Origin of the sequence: Gilliamella sp. Bif1-4 (assembly GCF_001690535.1) — a bacterium.
Taxonomy (GTDB): domain Bacteria; phylum Pseudomonadota; class Gammaproteobacteria; order Enterobacterales; family Orbaceae; genus Gilliamella; species Gilliamella bombi.
The window spans coordinates 1-1,998 of record NZ_LZHC01000018.1 but is presented as its reverse complement, the minus strand read 5'-3'; the positions used below and the strand labels follow the sequence as shown (position 1 = coordinate 1,998).

Sequence of the window (1,998 nt, the reverse complement as noted above, 5' to 3'; positions counted from 1 at the left end):
TCCGTACAATAAATTCAAATGCCATAAGCGATGCGATATTTTTGATTTGTAAGCCTAATTAAATTAATGTACCTTACTGACTATTTAGAAAAAACCAAAACAATATGAAAAAGATAATAACAATTTCCCTAATCTGTTTTTTTGCTTGGGTATCAAACAGCCAACCCACTTTCGCTGAAGCAAAAAACAAAGACAAAAAAATACAAATAATCAACAAATTAAAACAACAAAATATCGTTCCAGGTAAAATTTATTTTCAACATGATTTTATGCTTTTCCTTGATAATGAAGACAGTTACCCTGAAAAAAATTTATTTTCATCACTTGTTGGTCTAGAAACCAAACCAAGAATGTATAGAGAGGGGATTCAAAGTATTGCACAGGTGAAATTAAATAAAAACTATCAATATAATGATGTATGGCAACGTAAGCGAAATATTATTGAAATAATGTATCCAACAGACTCTTTTCAATCACTAGAGGATGGTATCTATTTTTATACGCTAGATGAACATAAGCAATTACATCAGCAAGCTTCATTTGAAGAGGTATTTGAGTTACCTTGTTATTTGAGAGTTGAAAAAAAACACGGCATTGTAGTCAGTATTCAAAAAAGACCTTTAGCATTAATTAGTCATTATACCTATGATTACTGGCCAAATAATAATATAAAGCAGTTTAATATAGAAAAATACGATAATAATCATAATATTATTTATACCTCTGAAATTGAGTTTAATGAAAATACGGGACTCATGACTAAAGCGATTAAAAAAAATATCAAAACAGGACGTTATTTGATTGAGTCTTATATTAGACAAGATGATATCTATGAAATTGATGATTATTTTGATGGAAAAGGAATCAAAACCAATCATGTAATTCGTCATGACGATTCAAACCGTGTAGAAAATCAAATATTAAATAAAGATGGCAAAGTGATTAAAACTAAACGTTGGGAGCCGGAAGAAATCTTTGATTTTGAAAAAGATTTAGACGAGCCTTATCCGTACAATAAATTCAAATGCCATAAGCGATGCGATATTTTTGATTTGTAAGCCTAATTAAATTAATGTACCTTACTGACTATTTAGAAAAAACCAAAACAATATGAAAAAGATAATAACAATTTCCCTAATCTGTTTTTTTGCTTGGGTATCAAACAGCCAACCCACTTTCGCTGAAGCAAAAAACAAAGACAAAAAAATACAAATAATCAACAAATTAAAACAACAAAATATCGTTCCAGGTAAAATTTATTTTCAACATGATTTTATGCTTTTCCTTGATAATGAAGACAGTTACCCTGAAAAAAATTTATTTTCATCACTTGTTGGTCTAGAAACCAAACCAAGAATGTATAGAGAGGGGATTCAAAGTATTGCACAGGTGAAATTAAATAAAAACTATCAATATAATGATGTATGGCAACGTAAGCGAAATATTATTGAAATAATGTATCCAACAGACTCTTTTCAATCACTAGAGGATGGTATCTATTTTTATACGCTAGATGAACATAAGCAATTACATCAGCAAGCTTCATTTGAAGAGGTATTTGAGTTACCTTGTTATTTGAGAGTTGAAAAAAAACACGGCATTGTAGTCAGTATTCAAAAAAGACCTTTAGCATTAATTAGTCATTATACCTATGATTACTGGCCAAATAATAATATAAAGCAGTTTAATATAGAAAAATACGATAATAATCATAATATTATTTATACCTCTGAAATTGAGTTTAATGAAAATACGGGACTCATGACTAAAGCGATTAAAAAAAATATCAAAACAGGACGTTATTTGATTGAGTCTTATATTAGACAAGATGATATCTATGAAATTGATGATTATTTTGATGGAAAAGGAATCAAAACCAATCATGTAATTCGTCATGACGATTCAAACCGTGTAGAAAATCAAATATTAAATAAAGATGGCAAAGTGATTAAAACTAAACGTTGGGAGCCGGAAGAAATCTTTGATTTTGAAAAAGAT

The 1,998-nt window shown here is 28.8% G+C and carries 2 protein-coding genes; both read left to right on the top strand.

What is annotated here, in order from left to right:
• Positions 1-104: 104 nt before the first annotated feature.
• Positions 105-1,058 carry a hypothetical protein gene (locus A9G25_RS02700; protein ID WP_065625643.1) on the top strand — a complete coding sequence of 318 codons (954 nt, stop codon included), beginning with the start codon at positions 105-107 and terminating at the stop codon, positions 1,056-1,058.
• A 52-nt stretch (positions 1,059-1,110) separates the two neighbouring features.
• Positions 1,111-1,998, top strand: an 888-nt coding sequence (locus tag A9G25_RS02695) for a hypothetical protein (RefSeq protein ID WP_141674980.1), incomplete at its 3' end; no start/stop codon positions are given.